This window comes from Vibrio sp. CCB-PB317, assembly GCF_022808245.1.
Classification (GTDB): domain Bacteria; phylum Pseudomonadota; class Gammaproteobacteria; order Enterobacterales; family Vibrionaceae; genus Vibrio; species Vibrio diabolicus.
In genome coordinates this window covers 1,168,860-1,187,612 of the sequence record NZ_JALGNU010000002.1, presented here as the reverse complement: position 1 = coordinate 1,187,612, position 18,753 = coordinate 1,168,860, and the positions used below count along the sequence as shown (strand labels likewise).

General features: G+C 45.9%; 14 protein-coding genes. 10 read left to right on the top strand and 4 right to left on the bottom strand.

What is annotated here, in order from left to right; genetic code table 11:
• Positions 1–36: 36 nt before the first annotated feature.
• Complete coding sequence (torS, locus tag MTR11_RS14465; RefSeq protein WP_243327911.1) at positions 37–3,000, top strand: TMAO reductase system sensor histidine kinase/response regulator TorS; 2,964 nt, start codon at positions 37–39, stop codon at positions 2,998–3,000.
• A 49-nt stretch (positions 3,001–3,049) separates the two neighbouring features.
• On the opposite strand, the gene MTR11_RS14460 is transcribed toward torS, so the two are convergent.
• From MTR11_RS14460 to MTR11_RS14450, 3 genes are all read right to left on the bottom strand, one after another.
• Complete coding sequence (locus tag MTR11_RS14460; RefSeq protein WP_005376565.1) at positions 3,050–3,241, bottom strand: hypothetical protein; 192 nt, start codon at positions 3,239–3,241, stop codon at positions 3,050–3,052.
• Positions 3,242–3,259: 18 nt separating this feature from the next.
• A complete protein-coding gene (locus MTR11_RS14455) occupies positions 3,260–5,614 on the bottom strand; it encodes a fatty acid cis/trans isomerase (protein WP_243327910.1) in 2,355 nt (784 codons plus the stop codon).
• A gap of 89 nt (positions 5,615–5,703) precedes the next feature.
• Complete coding sequence (locus MTR11_RS14450; protein WP_243327909.1) at positions 5,704–6,075, bottom strand: winged helix-turn-helix domain-containing protein; 372 nt, start codon at positions 6,073–6,075, stop codon at positions 5,704–5,706.
• Between the two features lie 330 nt (positions 6,076–6,405).
• Here MTR11_RS14450 and MTR11_RS14445 point away from each other — a divergent pair, with 330 nt between their 5' ends.
• Positions 6,406–7,953, top strand: coding sequence for an arylsulfatase (locus MTR11_RS14445; RefSeq protein ID WP_046875994.1), 1,548 nt, complete (start codon positions 6,406–6,408; stop codon positions 7,951–7,953).
• Between the two features lie 123 nt (positions 7,954–8,076).
• Here MTR11_RS14445 and MTR11_RS14440 read toward each other — a convergent pair whose 3' ends face one another.
• Positions 8,077–8,934 carry a LysR family transcriptional regulator gene (locus MTR11_RS14440; RefSeq protein ID WP_005396661.1) on the bottom strand — a complete coding sequence of 286 codons (858 nt, stop codon included), beginning with the start codon at positions 8,932–8,934 and terminating at the stop codon, positions 8,077–8,079.
• A 140-nt stretch (positions 8,935–9,074) separates the two neighbouring features.
• On the opposite strand from MTR11_RS14440, the gene MTR11_RS14435 reads away from it, so the two are divergent.
• From MTR11_RS14435 to MTR11_RS14400, 8 genes are all read left to right on the top strand, one after another.
• The gene (locus tag MTR11_RS14435) at positions 9,075–10,601 is read left to right on the top strand and encodes an arylsulfatase (protein ID WP_104973610.1); all 1,527 of its coding nucleotides are present in this window, start codon (positions 9,075–9,077) and stop codon (positions 10,599–10,601) included.
• Between the two features lie 106 nt (positions 10,602–10,707).
• Positions 10,708–12,009: an anaerobic sulfatase maturase gene (locus MTR11_RS14430; RefSeq protein WP_025586834.1), complete on the top strand. Its 1,302-nt coding sequence runs from the start codon at positions 10,708–10,710 to the stop codon at positions 12,007–12,009.
• An 85-nt stretch (positions 12,010–12,094) separates the two neighbouring features.
• Positions 12,095–13,078 (top strand): AAA family ATPase, encoded by a 984-nt coding sequence (locus MTR11_RS14425; RefSeq protein ID WP_243327908.1) that lies wholly within the window; start codon positions 12,095–12,097, stop codon positions 13,076–13,078.
• 12 nt (positions 13,079–13,090) lie between these two features.
• A complete protein-coding gene (locus MTR11_RS14420) occupies positions 13,091–14,053 on the top strand; it encodes a DUF58 domain-containing protein (protein WP_243327907.1) in 963 nt (320 codons plus the stop codon).
• Positions 14,054–14,632 (top strand): DUF4381 domain-containing protein, encoded by a 579-nt coding sequence (locus MTR11_RS14415; protein ID WP_120459380.1) that lies wholly within the window; start codon positions 14,054–14,056, stop codon positions 14,630–14,632.
• A complete protein-coding gene (locus MTR11_RS14410; RefSeq protein ID WP_243327906.1) occupies positions 14,625–15,695 on the top strand; it encodes a vWA domain-containing protein in 1,071 nt (356 codons plus the stop codon). Before MTR11_RS14415 ends, MTR11_RS14410 begins: the two co-directional genes overlap by 8 nt.
• Positions 15,688–17,418 (top strand): vWA domain-containing protein, encoded by a 1,731-nt coding sequence (locus MTR11_RS14405; protein ID WP_243327905.1) that lies wholly within the window; start codon positions 15,688–15,690, stop codon positions 17,416–17,418. The genes MTR11_RS14410 and MTR11_RS14405 overlap by 8 nt, the downstream gene beginning before the upstream one ends.
• Complete coding sequence (locus MTR11_RS14400) at positions 17,415–18,731, top strand: BatD family protein (protein ID WP_243327904.1); 1,317 nt, start codon at positions 17,415–17,417, stop codon at positions 18,729–18,731. Before MTR11_RS14405 ends, MTR11_RS14400 begins: the two co-directional genes overlap by 4 nt.
• Positions 18,732–18,753 lie beyond the last annotated feature (22 nt).

Below are 18,753 nucleotides of genomic sequence, written 5' to 3'. Positions count from 1 at the left end.
TATGTCGCTGAACACGAACATTAAGGTCATGAAAATATGTTGCTAGCAACCGCAAGCATCGGTCGTAAACTCTTGTTGTCTTTCATTGCGATGGCAATGCTGGTTATGTTATCGGCACTTATTGGTGTGTCTGGATTTTCTTTAGTTGCCAAGACGGAAAGAAATGTCGTGGATTCTGCAATTCCCGCCATGATTGAAGCGAGGCAAGTCTCTGAGTTGAGTACTCGCATCATTTCGTCTGTACAACTGTTATCAAACGCAAGAAACGAGCAGGAAAGAAAAGAGTCTGGGCGTGTGCTTTTCGAACAGCTCGAATCATTGCTTACTCATATCAAAGAGCTGGGGAGTGAGTCGTTTGATTCTCAATTGCTAGAAAATCTCGAGAGTAACGTCCAGAACGTTATCGACAACTTGGCAGAACTTGGTGTTTCGGTTGAAAGAAAGCTGTGGCTGGCAAAAGAGATTGATACTCGTGTCGAAGAGATGCGCTTACTGAGTGAAGAGTTGGAACAGCTAACTCGCACGCAAGTTCAGAACACGAGCACCATTGCCGTTGCTAACGTCACACATATCTATGACTTATTAGAATCGAATAAAAAATCGCAAGTTTATCAGGCACTAGATGCGCTGGTGGAAGTGGATCTAGATCTGACGGAGCGATTGCATGAGCTGCACTTATTGGCTTTTAAAATGCTGAATCAAATTGAAGAGGCTCGCACATTAACCAATATTGAGCGAATCCAGCAGGTGCAAAGTGATTTTGAAAGTAATCTCAAAATCATGAAGCGCCGTGTGCTTGCGGTGGAAGATCCCACTCGCTCTAAACAAATGAGCCAACTATTAACGGAGCTCGGTAAGCGTCAAGTCGTGTTCACTATTTTGATGCAGCAGTATGAGAATAATGAACAATCTCAACAACTGATGCAAAAGACACTGGAATTGTTTTCGGAGCTGAATGGCACCGTAAACAAATTGGTTGATGACTCAAACAAAACGACAACCGTCGCTGTGGATGAATTGACGAGCACGCTGAAATTCGCTCAGTGGTCTCTAACGGTGATTTCAATTGTTGGTTTGATTGTGTTGGTGCTGATTTTATGGCGTGTTGTATACCTTTCTGTGGTTAAGCGATTGGCAGAGTACTCTGCCGCGCTGCTTTCTGTGGCGCAGGGTAACTTAGCCGTCGAGCTGGAAGTAAAAGGCAAAGATGAGCTAGCGCATATGGGGCAAGCTATCATCACGGCTCGAAATACAGCGCAAGCGCTAAAAGTGGTCGCAGAGGGAGAAGCTCAAGCCAAGCGAGAGCTCGAAGAGCACAAAGAGCATTTGGAAGAGCTCGTTGAGCAACGCACTTCACAGTTAAAACAAGCGAACCGCCGTTTGAATGAAGAGGTTTTGAATCACGCGAAAGCTCGTAAGCAAGCAGAGCAAGCGAGTCGAGCTAAATCAGCATTCTTGGCGACCATGAGCCATGAGATCAGAACGCCGATGAATGGAGTGCTCGGAACGGCACGTTTGTTGATTGATTCAGGCCTCAACCCTATTCAAAAGCGTTATGCGGAAATCATCAACCGCAGTGGTAAAACGTTGCTCGCGATTCTGAATGATGTGCTGGACTACTCCAAGATTGAAGCAGGGCATTTAGAGATTCGCCACATGGGCTTCGATTTACACCAAATGGTTGAAGACACTTTCCAGTTAATGAACAGCCGAGCTCAAGAGAAGAAGCTGTTGTTTTCCTATCATATTGAAAGTGATGTAAGTCGCTATTGGAAAGGGGATGTCACCAGAATCAGTCAGGTGCTGAACAATCTCGTCGGAAACGCGATTAAATTTACTGACGAAGGTGAAATTGATATCTACGTTAGCCTCAACCCAGAGGATGAGTCGCAAGTCCTATTTGAAGTATCAGACACCGGGATAGGTATTGCCAAAAAAGATCAGAGAACGTTGTTTGATGCCTTCACGCAAGCCGAAGGTGGGATGAGTCAAACTGGAGGAACGGGGCTTGGCTTGGCCATCAGTAAACGAATCATTGAAGCGATGGGCGGTATTTTAGAAGTCGATTCTGAAGAAGGAGATGGCAGTCGATTCTGGTTTTCCATTCCATTAGAGGAAAGTGAGCCTGTTGAAACCGGTGCAGTGGCAACCGCGCGCTGCAAAGTGAAAGCGAAAGTCTTGTTGGTAGAAGACAATGAAGTAAACCGAGTGGTTGCGGAAGGCTTTTTAGAAAGCATGGGCCACCAGGTCGTGATGGCAGAAAACGGCTCACAGGCAGAGCAACTGATCAGCACGCAGGATTTTGATATCGCTTTAGTCGACATCAACTTGCCAGACTGTGATGGAACCGAGTTAATCCAACGTTTAAAACAAATTGAATGTAACAAACCAGCCAATAAAGCCCTTGCTGCTACGCCTATGATCGCAGTGTCTGCGCACGTTTTTGCCGAAGAAGTTGAGCGCTATTTAGCTGCAGGTTTTGACGGGTATTTACCTAAACCATTGGCAAAAGAAGCTCTAGCGGCATTGATTCAGGACGTGCTGGATGGAAAACCGTTGTTGTTGCCACAAAATGCCGACTGTACCCCGTTTGATCAAACTTCGCCTCAAGAACAAGCGATACAATCAAAGGTTGTTCAAGTCCCTAAAACAGAGGAATCAGATGTGGTCATCATTAACCCGAGCGTGATTGAGTCCGATATGAAAATCTTGGGCAGAGAGAAGATGTTGCACATCATTAATCTGTTTAGAACGACCAGTGCCGATGTACTAAGCAAGCTGCAAGCGTCTGCTGGTGGTAATGACAGTAAAGAAGTGAAGAACCTTGCTCACAAACTAAAAGGCAGCGCAGGGAGTTTAGGGCTTACGGCATTAATGAACTCTTGCCAAGCAATTGAAGCTGCGCCTCAACCTTTAGAAACCTATATGGCGACTAAAGATCAATTGGCGTCTCAAGTGTCTGAATCAATTCAAGCTCTTGATGAGTTGATGGCGAAGTAAATCAATTGCATCCCAAAAACAAAAACCTCCGGCAAGCCGGAGGTTTTTTCTATTCGGTCATGTCATCTTCCCACTCGAATCGAGTGTCTAGGGCATAAGGGTCGTCATCAAAAGGATGCTCCACTTTGCCACGCAAGTATTCGAGTTGATGCTCAAGCATGTTGACCGTTTCGTAGTCTCCCTCAGAACAAGCAACGTAAATCTGTTGTTCAAGAGCGGCAATGTTATCTCGGATACCCATGAGAACCCCCTTGAATCATCATCGATTCTCAAAACGATTATAGTCAAGTAATCCAAATTCGATCGGTTGTTTTGTACGGTACCAATTGTGCAGACGATCGCTAAACGGCCAGAATTTTTCTGAGCTTCTGCGAATCGCAAAATTATCCAACAACTTAACGTAATCGGATTCATTTTGGATGGCACTAAATTGATCGACAAATTCTTTTACTTGATTTTCGTTGATCGAGAAAAATGCCGCTGGGTAGCTTCCCACAACGCCACGTACGATAGTCATATCATCGTTAGCAAAGTCCCGGTTGCTTTCTTCATCAAACAAGCTAGAAATATTCGTGTGTGCATTATTGTGAAGTAGGGTGAACAACTCATCTTTTCCAGACTGGCTTCTCACCATAAGCATGGTGATTTGCGGAACGGTCTTCAGACCTTCTCCACGAACTTGGCCAATACGTTGGAGCTGTTTTTCACTTTGAGCAGAAAGCTCAGTATCTTTAACCTCGTAGCGCGGAAGAAGAACATCTGAAACTCGTCCTCTAAGCAACTCGACTAACTCTGTTTTTGGATCGTCAGTTTTGTACTCGACGCTGGTTGGTTGGTTAAATGGCTTCACGTTGCGTTGTAAAAAGTCACTTAACTGTGGACTTTGATCTTTATACCAGCTTGATTGCAGTTCATGACGCATGTCGGTTGGCAGCAAAGATATAAAGTTACTTTCGCCTTCCAGACGCAAGAAGTCCATGAACATTCGTGTCATGAGTTGGTGGCCGAAGTTGCCGTACACATCAAACCCAGCAACGAGCAAATAGTGGATGCGTTCTAGTAACGCGTAGTCAAGAATCCATACCGTTTTCGGCTGCTCGCCAACTAACCCTTGTACGACTGACGCGCTGTCAAAGTGGCGGAAAATCGTTAATGCCGCATTGTGGTTGGTGCCATTACCGTCCCAAATTACGTCGGTGGATAGGTTTTCGCCTTCCTTAAACCAGTTATTGGTAAATTCAGACTTGGCTTCTAGGTAGCGAGCTTGCTGACGCGCGTATTTAACCCAGTTGGTAACAGGCAGCGTGTTGCTTTCCTGCTCTGCTGGCAGTCTTAGGTTATCAGCCTGAGAGCGGTAAAACTCATTTACTTCAGGGATATCTGCTTTATCTGGATCTAGAAAGAATATCCAAAAGCGATCATTGATAACGTTCAGTGCAAGTTGGCCACGACAAACAGGCCCTTTAATGTAAGCCATGATCGTGTTTTGCGCGTTGTCCAACATAAACTTGAAGCGTGATTTAACCGGAAGGTCGATAAATGATGTCATCGGGTTTGCAGCAACTTCAGGTTCATAACTCGGTAGTTGATTAACTGTGTAATCAGCATCGATAAACCATGTGTTCCAGTTTTCAATACGTTGCTTGTTTAACGCGAACGGCATGTGCGTTTTATCTACAATCGTCCCTTGTTCTGGAATAATTCGATAAAACACGCGCTCAACCCCGGGGTCATCGTACGGGCGACGTGTTGAAATACGTTTTACTGGTTGCCCCGGTGGAGTAGAAGAACGAACTAACGTAAAGAATCGAGGATCTTCAGTGAGTTCTGAAAAGTAGAGGTGAGACAAAAACAAATGCTCGTAAATATAGCGAGCCATCAGTTGATTTTTTAGATCAGCGCGATTGAGTAAAGTTTCATACTTGTCAATTTGAGCTTGCTCTTGTTCACTAATTGGTTGGTGAACGTTCATTATCGCGCCGTTTTCCAGCCAAGTCATCAGTGTGTGGTATTCACTGTTTGATAGGTTTGGCATACCAAAAGGCATTCCCCAGGTTGGGTTATCTTTTTCGTACTGTTCGTACTCTTCAATTGTTGGACAGGTTTGTTCTCGGTCTATCGAAAAATCAAAACCTTCTAACTGGACTTGATCAGGCAGCGGGTGGCGTTCTTTTTGTTGTAGCAAACGTGCAATGAGGCCTGCATCAATGTTGGCCGCCATGCTCTGATCACGTTCGTTAAGTACCGGATGAAAAACCGCATCGCGCCACTCTTGGGTTGTTTCTGCATCTTCGAATAAGCGTGTTGGCGCGGCGGCAGTAAGTCTTGTTCCTTCATATACCAGTGCTTTGCTCGCGCCACGGTCAATACCCTCAACGGAAGAAAGCTTAAGCTGACATGGTGCATCGTAGCACGCATGACAGACGACACAGCGGTTATCCATAATGGGTTTGACTTCGCTTTGGAAGAAGTTTGCTTGAGGTGTAGCTACGTCTGCCGTACGTTCACGAACGAGCTGTGGACCAAACAGTTGGTCATAGTTAAGGCCCGCATAGGTTGCACAGCCAGCAAACAATGTAGCAATGCAAAGTATAAAAATTAAGCGCAAATTCATTGAGTTATTTTACGTGATTAGAATTTGCATTAATTAAAGCAAAATAAGCGGTCAATTACCAAAAGTTGGAGCAATTCGCCGCGATTTCTTTACTTTTTCGCATGCTTAAATACATAACCTTGTCGATGAACGGTCTGAATTCGATCCGCGTTAATCCCTTCGCTAACCAGTCGTTTTCTTATTCTACTAATGTGCATATCGAGTGCGCGGTCATGCTCTGAGAACGTGCGCTTCAGTACCGTTTCATAAAGGAAAGGTTTGCTAAGCACTTGATCTTGATAATGAGTCAGAGTACGGAGCAGCTCAAATTGAACGCTTGTAAGCTGAACTAACTTTTTGTCTGACGGACGATTTATCATCACAGTATGGCTGTGCTTATCCAGTACGAGCTCATATTCATTATTGAGACCGTTATCGGAAGCTGCCGTCTTAGGAGCCGACGAAAGGGTATACTCAAACATATTGGCATTTTAATTATTAATGATAGTAAAAACTATTATCATTAATGCTAACGTGAAATCAATGCTGTATTTTATTTGTAATGCAATATGTCGGAGTCATATCAAAATTCTGATATGGAAGAAATAACTCTACAGCGGAAAGAGCACCAATTTAAATCGCCAAATCAATAGGTATTACCACAATTTCTAAAGCAAATAATCAGCTATTTTGGGGACTAGAGCAGCTTTTAATGTCTCTAAAGTTCTTATTTCTAAGATTCGCTTATCCACTATTTCTAGACTATACATTCTGTTGCAGGAAGCTCTTTTCTAATACACACAGAGGTTTATATGACAGCGAAATATGGCGTAAAACGTCGATTAGCGATTCTTGCCGCCGCCTTAATTGGCGCGACAAGTAGCAGTATCGCGGCAGAGAAACCTAACATTCTCGTCATTTGGGGTGATGATATTGGCCAGTCCAATCTCAGTGCTTACACCTTCGGCTTGATGGGATACAAAACACCAAACATAGACAGCATCGCGAAAGAGGGCATGATGTTCACGGATTATTACGGTGAACAATCTTGTACTGCGGGCCGTTCTACTTTTATCACCGGCCAGACCGTCCTTAGAACGGGTTTAAGTAAAGTAGGGCTTCCTGGCGCAGATCTTGGCTTGAAGGAAGAAGATGCCACCATTGCCGAAATGTTGAAGCCGATGGGCTATATGACGGGTCAATTTGGTAAAAATCATTTAGGCGACAAAGATGAACACCTGCCTACTAACCACGGCTTCGATGAATTTTTTGGCAACCTTTATCACTTGAACGCCGAGGAAGAACCAGAAAACGTCGATTACCCTAAAGATCCAGAATTTCGTAAAAAATTTGGTCCACGAGGTGTTATTCGCTCGTACGCTGACGGCAAAATTGAGGACACCGGGCCTCTGACTCGCAAGCGTATGGAAACCGTGGATGAAGAGACGTTGGATGCGGCTCTCGATTTTATGGATCGTGCCGTCAAAGCTGAAAAACCTTTCTTCGTCTGGTGGAACGCAACGCGTATGCATTTCCGTACCCACGTGAAAGAAGAGAATTCGGGAAAAACAGGCATCAGTGAGTATGCAGATGGTATGGTTGAGCATGATAATCATGTCGGCCAACTACTGAAAAAAGTGGACGATTTGGGTATAAAAGACAACACGATAGTCTTTTATTCAACCGATAATGGTCCGCACATGAACTCGTGGCCAGATGCAGGTACAACGCCATTCCGTGGAGAGAAAAATACCAACTGGGAAGGTGCGTATCGAGTCCCAGCGATGGTACGTTGGCCGGGTAAAATTAAAGCTGGCTCTGTCTCGAATGATATCATGCACCATATGGACTGGATGCCAACTTTCGTTGCTGCCGCGGGTGATGACAGTATCAAAGAGAAATTACTCAAAGGCTATAGTGCGAATGGTAAGAAATTCAAAGTGCATCTCGATGGTTACAACTTCCTGCCATATTTAACTGGCAAAGAAGAGAAAGCACCGCGTGAAGAGATTTTTTACTTCTCGGATGATGGAGACTTAACCGCACTTCGTTATAACAAGTGGAAACTGGTTTTCATGGAGCAACGAGCAAAAGGTACGCTGCGCATTTGGGCAGAACCATTCACCACACTTCGAGTTCCTAAGATCTTCAACTTACGTATGGATCCTTACGAAGTCGCTGATATCACTTCCAACACCTACTATGATTGGATGCTAGACCGTGCTTATATGCTGGTTCCTGCCCAAGCTTACGTAGGACGATTCCTCGAAACGTTTAAAGAGTTCCCACCAAGGCAAAAAGCGGCAAGCTTCTCACTCGATCAGGTGATGGAGAAATTAAAAGAGAACCCAAATAAGTAGGCTAGTGCTACGTAAGCAATACGATGCAACCATATAGAAAAGAGGCTCATATGAGCCTCTTTTTTTCGTCTAATAAAAGCTTGCAGAGCAACGAATGGCAAAGAAAATGCGAATCAACAAGGCCTACAAGGAAACAGGCTCGTAGTGGGCTGCCGTTAAGTTCGCTTTAATTTTTTCACGTAGCGCAATATGAGCAGGGTTGTTCATCTCTCGCTTGTGGTAAACAAACTTGTAAGGGATAGCGCATATAGAAATAGGGCATTGCAGAACTTGAAGCTTAAGGGCTTTACTCCATTTGTTTGCAAAAGATTGAGACACTAAGCCTAAACAATCGCGTTGCGCGACGTACAACGCCATACCAGCAAGCGAAGATGTGATCAAATCGACTTTTCTCTCTTGAATAGTTTCTTGGGATAGCTGCTCAAAACCGCTCATGTTGTTCCATTTCCCTGAAAACAAACAGTGAGTTTCCTCATAAAACTGTTCTTTTGAGAGCGAGCCTTGTACGCGGGGATGATTCTCACGACAGATAATCACCGCCTCTTCTTCGTAGGCATCTTCAATAATAAACGCCGCATCTTTTGTGATAACAGTATCAATGACAAGATCGACTTTTTGTTGTCTTAGAAGCTCAAATAATAAGAACTTTTCAGGAGGCGATTCATAAAAAATAGTGTTCTTTATCGGGTCCATAATGTGCAATAAAATTTCGGAACAACACACTTCAAAATGATTCTTATCGGATATCGCATTGTCAATGATATTAACCGCTTGCTGGAATTGCGGTAGCAGTTGATAGGCGGTGGATGTTAGTGCGATACCTCGCCCTTTTTTGACAAATAATTGCTTATCGACCACTTGTTCTAAACGCTTTATTGCAGCGCTCACAGCAGGTTGCGTAAGCCCCAATTGTTCCGCGGCTTTTGTATAAGATTGGAACTCCGCGACAACAAGAAAAGTTTGGATCAAATTCAAGTCCATAACGTTACTCATAAATTTAATTTATAGGTTAACTAATTCTGACTGCATTTATCGCCTGAAATTAGTGCTTTATCTTATATCAACAATGGTATTGAAAAGCGAATACCATTTTTACGCACTAGCGAACTCTTGGAGATAATATGAAAAATGCGACCAAAACGAGCAGTAAAAAACTCGTACTTAACGCATGTACGTTAGCATTAGGCGCTGCATCTGCAGTTGCACACGCAGCGGACAAACCCAACATTCTTGTCATCTTTGGTGATGATGTTGGTTACTGGAACCTTAGTACCTACAACCAAGGCATGATGGCGTACAACACGCCGAACATCGATAGCATTGCTAAAGAAGGTGCGAAGTTCACTAACTTCTACGCACAGCAAAGTTCGACAGCAGGCCGTTCTGCATTCATTACTGGTCAAATGCCAAAACGTACTGGTCTATCAAAAGTGGGCTTACCAGGCGCTCCGCAAGGTATCTCGGAAAAAGATCCAACGATTGCAACCGTGCTTAAGCAAATGGGTTATGCAACCGGACAATTTGGTAAGAACCATTTAGGCGACCGAGACGAACACCTTCCTACCAACCACGGTTTTGATGAGTTTTTCGGCAACCTATATCACTTGAACGCGGAAGAAGAGCCAGAGAACGTGGATTATCCTAAAGATCCAGAGTTCAAGAAGAAATTTGGCCCTCGTGGCGTAATCCACTCTTACGCTGACGGCAAAATTGAAGATACCGGTCCACTTACGCGTAAGCGTATGGAAAATGTTGACGGTGAATTCCTTGATGCTGCGGAAACCTTCATAGAAAAACAAGTAAAAGCGGATAAGCCGTTCTTTACTTGGTTTAACACCACTCGCATGCACAACTTCACGCATGTTCCTGAAGAATACAAAGGTAAAACAGGTGCTGGTTTCTACGCGGATGGTGTTAAGCAGCACGATGATCAAATCGGTCAGCTACTTAATAAGATCAAAGAGTTGGGTGTGGATGACAATACAATCATTGTTTACACCACTGACAACGGTCCTATGGTTGATTTGTGGCCTGATGCAGGGATGACACCATTCCGCTCTGAGAAAAACACTGGCTGGGAAGGCAGTTTCCGTGTGCCGATGTTGATTAAATGGCCAGGAAACATCGAAGCAGGTAAAACGTTCAACGGCATGATGTCATTAGAGGATTTCTTCCCGACATTGGTTGCTGCAGCGGGTGACACCAAAGTTAAAGATGAATTACTAAAAGGCAAGAAAGTTGGTGATATGGACTATAAAGTTCACCTAGACGGTTATAACCAACTGCCATATCTAACGGGTAAATCAGACAAATCTGCTCGTAATGAGTTCGTTTACTGGAGCGATGACGGCGATCTTGTGGCATTACGCCAAGGAAAGTACAAGTTCCACTTTATGATTCAAGAGAATGAAACGGGCATGGATGTATGGCGTAAGCCTTTCACTAAACTTCGTGTTCCATTGATCTTCGACTTGAGCATCGACCCATTCGAACGTGGTGACCAAGGTATGGGTTACTCTCGTTGGATGTACGAGCGTTCATTCTTAATGATGCCAGCGATGGATACAGTGAAAGAAGTGATGGGTACATTCAAAGAATTCCCACCTCGTATGGAAGCAGGTTCGTTCGTACCTAAGTCTTCTAAGTAATTAATATTATATAGCGCTTTTCGGAGCGCTATATACCCAAATAGCTTCAATTCCTGCTGAAATGTGATTACGAGGTTATTTGGGTATATTAAATAGTGAGAAACGTATGAGTAAGATTTCCCCTCGCCATTCTACTACCATGCCTATTGTTCCTCTTAAAACGGCTTCTAAAGCACCAGTTTCGGGCGCGTATGACCGTCGATTCCATGTGATGGCAAAGCCGGGCGGAGCAAAATGCAACATCGATTGTCAGTACTGCTTTTATCTGCATAAAGAAAATCTACTGCACCAAGAAAAGCAGCCCAAAATGGACGACGCAACATTGGAAGCGTTCGTGAAAAGCTACATCGAAAGTCAGGATGGCGAAGAAATTGTATTCTCATGGCAGGGCGGGGAGCCAACGCTACTTGGGTTGGACTATTTCCGCAATGTTGTAGCTCTGCAAAAGAAACATCAGCCGAAAGGCGTTCGCATTGAAAACGACCTTCAGACCAACGGCATTTTGCTAAACGATGAGTGGTGTGCGTTTTTAAAAGAGCACAACTTCCTAGTTGGCTTGTCGATTGATGGGCCACGAGAGCTGCACGACAAATATCGCAAAACCCGCAGCGGTAAGCCGACGTTTGATCTGGTGATGAAAGCGGTAGATAAGCTCAAAGCGCATGGCGTGAAATTCAACGCGTTGGTCACGGTGAATCGTCACAATGCGAAATACCCGCTCGAAGTGTATCGATTTTTAACCCAAGAATTGGGTGTGACTTACATTCAGTTTGCACCGGTGGTAGAAGCGAACGACTTCCAAACAACCGCACCGCAGTTTTGGAACGAACAGATGATCCCAACCAAAGGCAGTGATCTGGCGAAACCGGGTCATCCAATGTCTGTTGTGACGGATTGGTCGGTCGATCCTGAAGACTGGGGACGCTTTTTAATGGCGACCTTTGAAGAGTGGGTGAATAACGATCTTGGCCGTGTACTGGTTAACCTGTTTGAAACCGCGGTAGCGCAAGTAATGGGGAAACCGTCTCAGCTTTGCGTGACAGCTGAGTTTTGTGGTAAAGGCTTGGCGATTGAGCACAATGGCGACGTGTTCAGTTGCGACCACTATGTGTACCCAGAATACAAACTCGCCAACATTCATGAACACTCATTGAATGACATGGCCTTCTCTACACGACAATACACCTTTGGCATGGCAAAACGCGAATCTTTGCCGACGTATTGTAAGCAGTGTCCCTACTTGCCTTATTGCTGGGGCGAGTGTCCGAAAAACCGTCTGATCAAAACGCCGAATGGCGAGGCTGGACTAAACTATCTGTGTTCGGGAATCAAAATGTTCTTTGATTACGCGTTACCGATGTTGGTTGGTCTTGCACAGCTTCTCCAATCTGAAGAACCGCAAAGATAACATAGTGAATATAACCTTAAGTTATTTCATTTGTTCTTATACTTAACTATTGAAAAGACGGCTTAAACCACTGAAAAGGTACCCTATGAACCACGCACAACAAGCGATAAAAGAACTCATCGAACAAACAGAAAAAAGCGTCATTGGACAAAGCCACGTGGTTCGAGCTTTAGTCATCGGGTTATTAACGAACGAGCACATTCTTCTAGAGGGTTTGCCGGGAACGGCAAAAACACGTTCTGTAAAATCGTTGGCCAACTTGTTAAACACCAGTTTTGGTCGAATCCAGTTTACGCCAGACCTTTTGCCATCGGACGTGACGGGAACCGAGGTTTATCAAGAGTTGGATGGCAAGCCGCAACTCCATTTTCAGCCAGGGCCAATTTTTAACAGCATAGTGCTTGCCGATGAGGTCAACCGCGCGCCAGCCAAAGTACAAGCAGCACTACTTGAAGCCATGGCCGAAGGCACAATCACGGTAGGCGATAAAACTCACGTATTGCCAGACTTATTTATGGTGCTTGCAACGCAAAACCCAGTAGAACAAGAGGGCACGTACCCGCTGCCAGAAGCGCAAATGGACCGTTTTATCATGAAGGTTACCGTCGATTACCCAGAAGACGACGCTGAACGTGACATCATCCGTTTGGTGCGCAGTGAAGAATTAGGTGCGGAAACCAGCAGCGAAATTATTACGCCAAAACACATCGAGCCAGACGTGGTGCTAGAAGCGCGCCGTCAGTTACCAAACATCGTGGTATCAGACCTAGTGGAAAACTACATTGTAGCGTTAGTGATGGCGACTCGTAAGCCAGAGCGTTATGCCGATTCAAACTTAGCAAAATGGATTGAGATTGGCTCTAGTCCCCGTGCCTCCATCGCACTAGACAAATGCGCTCGTGCGTATGCGTGGATGCAAGGACGTGACCATGTCACTCCTGACGATGTGCGAGCCATGGTTCCGTCTGTACTGGGCCACCGTTTTTCTTTGACCTACGATGCACTAGCAGACGGAGTCGATCACCAACGCGTCGTGCAAGAGCTGCTAGATTGTGTAGAAATTGGATAAGCGGGAGGCATTATGGCTAAGCCAACTCTTGCGCCAAAATCACAGGGGATGGATCCCCGTTTGTACTGCGATTACGCTCGTTTAGTACGTTTGCAAGCACAAGCAGAATCATTCAGTTTACTTCCTCATCTAAAAGCGGGTAGCGTACTCTCAGGCCGCCACAATTCGCTGTTTCGCGGTCGTGGGTTGAACTTCGAAGAGCTGCGCCATTATCAATTGGGTGACGACATTCGTAACCTGGATTGGAAAGTCACGATGCGCACAGGCAAGCCGCACGTACGCAGTTACACCGAAGAAAAAGATCGCAACGTGATCGTGTGTGTCGACCAGCGCAGCGCAATGTTTTTTGCTTCGACGCAAGTAATGAAATCGGTTGTCGCGGCAGAAATCGCGGCCATGTGCGGGTGGCGCGTGTTAAAAGATGGCGACCGAGTCGGTTTTGTCATCGCATCCCAACAGGCGTTGTTTCACAGCAAGGCGCAGCGTTCGCAAAACGAACTTCTGGCTCAACTTAAGCGTCTCGCTAAAGCCAATCAATCGCTCAATGTGGACTCCCGCAATTCCGAAAAAGTGACGTTCAGTCAATGGATTGAGCTCATTAAACGCATGAAGCTCAAACAATCCACTTTGATTTTTATCAGCGACTGGAGCGACTGCGAGGAGCACCATCTTGACCACCTTAAACAGCTACAACAGCACAACGATGTTCTCGCCGTGATGGTCAGTGACCCATTAGAACAAGCGCTACCAGACGATTTGGCAAAATCGAAATGGGTGGTTGGTGATGGGCAGTATCAACTCAATTTAGACAGCAAAGCAAAGGTAGAAGCCGCGAGCGCAAAGCTTGAGGCTCGAACTAGCTTACAGCGTCAATCACTCTCTCAACTTATGGCGATGAAACACCTTCCGCACATCGAACTCGATACGACAGGCGAGCACATTAAACAATTTCAAAAACTGGTAGGAGGGCGTTAAATGAGTGGTCTTCCTACGCCTCCGAGTACCTACATACTCAGAGAGCTACATGATGTGGCCGTGCCACCAAGCGTGAGTTGGTATCCGCAAACTATTGGCTGGAAAATTTTAGCGGCGGTTGCGCTCATTGCATTAGTGTATGTCGCGTATCGTTTGGCTCAACAGTGGTGGTGTAACCGCTACCGACAAGAAGCTCTGTTGACGATTTCGCAAATCAAACCGAGCGACAAAGGCATGCCTAAAGCATTGTTCTCTGTGCTTAAAATTGTGTTGATTCATGTTGATAGCCGTAACGCGAAATTGTTTGATACCGCCTTTTTGCGAAAGCTCGATGCGCTATATCCGCAAACCGGAGATTCTCTAGCAAACTCGCAAGTGGTCTTTAACGATGAGCTTTCAAAGCGCTGGCTACAAAGTATTGTTGACCCAAGCATTATGCTAACCAACGAAGAGCGAGTAACGCTTATTGCTCGTGCGAAAAACTGGGTGAGTGAGCACCGTTGTGATGCTAAAAAAAGCGCGGCAAAGAAATCACCACTATTGAAACGCAAAGCAAATCAGGGAGGTCAACATGAATGATCTTCTTGTATCGCTAACTGGTTTGTCTGGTTTTGAATTTGCTCACCCAATGTGGTTTCTGATTTTGCCGCTGCCATTGGTGGTGTACTACTTGGTGCCTGCATATCGCACTAAGCAAATGGCGATCAAAGTGCCGTTTTTTAGTCAGTTGGTGGAAGCGATTGGCGAGACGCCATCAGAAGGTGCAAGCCAGTTAACCCCAAGCTGGTGGCAACGAGCAACGTTAATCCTCTCTTGGCTTTTGGTGGTGTGTGCGATGGCAAAACCCACCGTGTTAGGCGAGCCTCAAGTTCGCGAGAGTTTAGGGCGCGATGTTATGGTGGTGGTGGATCTTTCGGGTTCCATGGCTGAGCCTGATTTCACGTCTCGTACAGGTGAAAAAATTTCTCGCCTTGATGCGGCAAAAGAAGTGCTGACGGAGTTTGTTCAGTCTCGTAAAGGTGACCGATTAGGCTTGGTACTTTTTGGTGATGCCGCTTTTGTGCAAACGCCATTTACCGCAGACCAAAAAGTGTGGCTCGAACTGCTTAACCAAACCGATGTGGCGATGGCAGGGCAGAGTACCCATCTTGGTGATGCGATTGGCCTAGCGATTAAAGTTTTTGAGCAAAGCAATAAGTCGCGTGGTGCTTTAGAACAAGATCAAAACCGTGAAAAAGTCGCGATTGTATTAACCGATGGTAACGACACGGGCAGCTTTGTCGAACCGATTGATGCGGCGAAAGTTGCGAAAGCCAAAGGCGTGCGAGTGCACGTGATTGCGATGGGCGATCCGGAAACGATAGGTGAAACCGCGTTGGATATGGACACGATTCATCGCATTGCGAAAGAATCCGGCGGTGAAGCGTTTGAAGCACTCAACCGTGATGAACTGTCGGCTGCCTACGACGAGATTGGCAAACTGGAACCTCAACTTTACGAAAGCACCACATACCGGCCGAAACAAAGTCTTCACCATTACTTGATGGCGTTAGTGGTCATCATGCATTTACTCGCGTTCAGCGTCGCGACACTCAAAAGAAGGGCTGCAACACGATCATCATTAGGAGAGAGCGATGTTTGATTCTCTTAGTTGGACGCAATTCTTTACGCAGTTTCATTTTATCCGACCGCTGTGGTTACTGGCTTTGATCCCTATGTTTTTCTTGGTGTGGTTGCGCTGGCGAGAAGAAAGCAAACCAAGCTGGAAGGATATTCTTCCCGAACATTTACGTAATGCTTTGACGATAGGTGAGCGAGGTTGGCGCAAGCAACTGCCGCTTAAGCTCTTGATGCTGATTGTGCTAATCGCCATTGTGATTTGTGCAGGCCCAACGTGGCAACGTGAATCTTCTCCCTTTGGTGAAGATAAAGCCTCTCTGCTTGTGGTGCTTGATAACAGCGACTCGATGCTGCAAAAAGATCTCCCACCAAGCCGCCTTGAGCGTGCCAAACAGAAAGTACGCGATTTATTAGCCGCTCGAAAAGGCGGCAAAACGGGTTTAGTCGTGTTTGCGGGCAGTGCTCATGTGGCGATGCCTGTGACTCAAGACAGCAAAGTATTTGACCCATTTTTGGCGGCCATTACGCCAGAAATTATGCCCGTGCAAGGTAAGCTTGCTGAAAAAGCCTTGCCGTTAATTGATCAACAATTGCAAGGTCAACCAGGCTCCACCGTTTTGTTGGTGAGCGACGGCGTGAACCCGGCCACGATTAAGCAATACCAAGCGTATTTTGCAGGCAAACCTTATCAACTGTTAATTCTTGCTGCGGGGAATACAGACATCGTGAGTAACAACCCGATGGATTTGGATTCTCTGCAAAAACTGGCCAGCCAGACCAACGGTCGATTGGTGGAAGTGACGGTCGATAACAGTGATATCGAACAACTGAATCGATATGTTGAGCGCAATATGCAGCTTAATGGCGAATCTTCAATGCCTTGGAAAGACATGGGTTATCAACTGCTGTTCCCAATCGCGTTGATCATGATGCTGTGGTTTAGAAAAGGGTGGTTAGTGCAGTGGTGCGTGATCGTAATGGTGAGCGGTACACTGTTGATGCCGACCAGTGCAATGGCGGAGAACATTTCTGTGAAAGCCGAGCAGCCACAAGTTGTGCAAAAAGTGACGACCTTCGACAAGGTGGCGCAATGGTGGTGGGATTTGTGGCTGACGCCAGACCAACAAGGACAGCGTTTGTTCAACCAACAAGCGTATTTAGAAGCTGCAAAACACTTTGTCGATCCATTACGCAAAGGCACTGCGTACTACTACGCTAGCGAGTTTGAGCTCGCGCACAGTGCGTTTTTGGAAATGCAAAACGACCCGTCCGAAGAGGTTCGAGATTACGGTCTTTACAATGCGGCGAGCGCATTGGCACGCCAACGTGAATATTTGGCTGCTCGCGACTTGTTAAAATCCTTAGCCAGCAAGCCAACGTTGAGCGAGTCGTTAAGACCTGATGTTGAGCACAACTTGAAAGTGATTGCTGGCATCGTCGATGAGATAAATCAGATGAGTGAAAGTCAAGCCGGAACAGAGCAAGAGGCGTCAACCGAGCTAGGCGACAACCCTCAAACCGCAGAAGGAGCGGATGAACAAACGTCAGCGGAGTTGATGATTAAAGAGACGTTAAGCGCAGACGACATCTTAGGTAGCCAAGAATTAGCCGACAAGTGGCTAAAGCGAGTCGAAGCGGATCCGAAGTATTTCTTACGCGCTAAATTTCAAATTCAATTACGCTCGCCAACAACGGGTAGCTCAACTACGACAACGGAAAACAATACAGAGGAGGCGGCCCAATGATGATGAATGTCCATCGCGTTACCTCTTTTGCACTTCCTGTACGGATAGTGGCATGGTTAGTGGTTTGTTTGAGTCTGTTCGTAAGTCGTCACGTTTTTGCTCAGGATATTTACGATCTTCAACGCAATCATGGTGTTGAGTTGCAAGCGTGGGTTGGTCAACAACCAACGGCAGGAGAAAAGCGTAAAACGCCAAGTTTTAGTGTCAACGAGCAAGTCATTTTAACCATCGAAGTGGCAACGCCGCGCTGGTTTACGGGTGGGACGCGAATTGGCAGTATTGAAATGCCCAATGTTATCGCCAAACAGCGTAATCAGTTAGCCACTAACTTCACGGAGCACAAGGGCGGACAAACTTGGTCGCGTCAACGCTGGGAAGTGACTTTGTATCCGCAAGCATCTGGTGATTTTGTGATTCCACCTGTCGCAGTGGGCGTTCAGGTGTCGGCGCCGGACGGCGAGAAGGTGTCAGGCACACTTTACACGCAGCCGATTAAGTTCAAAACTGTCTTGCCATCGGGATTGTTAAGCGGTGATACGCCTTGGTTTTCTGCAACGCGCGTAGACGTAAAGCAAGAGTGGGAAACCTCCACTGAGACACTCAAAGCTGGGGATGCAATCACGCGTAAAATCACTATTTCAGCTCAAGATTCGCTATCTGTGTTGCTACCAGACTTGTTGAAAGGAGAATCAACAACCCGTTACCAAGCGTATCCTCAACCCCACCGTCTGACAGATACGCAAACACGTGGTGATTACCAGTCAACACGCACAGAAGAGAGCGTGTACGTGATTCAACAAGGTGGTGAACTAACCCTGCCAGATTATGAGTTCCGTTGGTGGAACAGTAAGACTCAACAAGTGGAAACGGTGGTGTTAGAGGGCAAAACATTTGCTGCGAAGCACACGTTGAAATCCTTCATCAAAACGTACTTTGCATGGATTGTTTCCACGCTTGTATTGCTAGGCTTTGTGACTGTTTCATTGGTAGCCATTAAACGTTACTACCGCAACAGACCCACACCAGCATGGTTGACGTTCCACCGTTTGTTAAAGGCTAAACGTTGGTCTGAAGCAAGGACCGTATTGTACAAACAATTGCGTTTAAATACGGCAGAGCTGGAAATGACCAAAGCCGATATGAGTGAATCGTGGCAAGAAAGTGCGTCGCGAATGCAAAATGGTGAAAATAGCGCTCATTTAATGAAGTCGATGTGGCGCAAGATCCAGACCAAACAACAACGTTTTAAATTCTGTATTCCGCGAGCGTTACCAGAACTGGACAAAGTCATTGGAAGAGATGGCAATGAATAAAACGGGGCGCTAATATAGCGCC